Source organism: Streptomyces sp. NRRL F-2664 (assembly GCF_000719345.1).
In the GTDB taxonomy this organism is placed as follows: Bacteria; Actinomycetota; Actinomycetes; order Streptomycetales; family Streptomycetaceae; genus Streptomyces.
Map to the genome: position 1 here is coordinate 1 of NZ_JOFX01000323.1, position 547 is coordinate 547.

The 547-nt window shown below is 69.8% G+C and carries 1 pseudogene; it reads left to right on the forward strand.

Going from position 1 to position 547, the window contains the following annotated elements:
- Nucleotides 1–319: 319 nt before the first annotated feature.
- Nucleotides 320–547 (forward strand): annotated as a pseudogene (locus IF89_RS48905) (transposase); the annotation flags it as partial.

Here is a 547-nt window from a genome sequence, read left to right on the forward strand (position 1 = left end):
CTCTGACAGCATGAGACCTGCAACGTTGCGACGATCATGCGAATCCACCTTAGAACCCAAGGAGCACCTGGGGGTCATTCTTACGGGAGCAACGACAGCCTTCACCCGCCAGTAGGCGCAGAGGCCGTGCTGGCATCCCCTGCCCGGGGACCGGTCCAGGACAGGATCGAGCCCCTGCCCGGGCCGGGCTCCGAAATGACTCCGAGCACATGCAGCCCTGCAGAATGCCTGGACCCGACGCCCCACGCAGGACCCGGCCCAAGAGCACAGCCCGCAGCAAGAGAAGCACCGTCGGCACTGGCGCCGGGGGTGCTTCTTCTTGCTGCGGCAGCATCCCCCGGAGAGCCGCAGGACCGGGCGGGAACGCGGACCGCAGGGCCACCCTCCTCGTACCGCGCAGTACGCCTCACAGCCCGGCTGGTTCGGTGCCCCGCGGTTCACGACGGCTACGGACACCCGGCTCTATGGGAAGGCGACCGCGCAGGCGTGGGACCGACTGCACCCGCGGCTGACCCGCCGGGCCGCAGGGGCCGACCACGACGGGCCG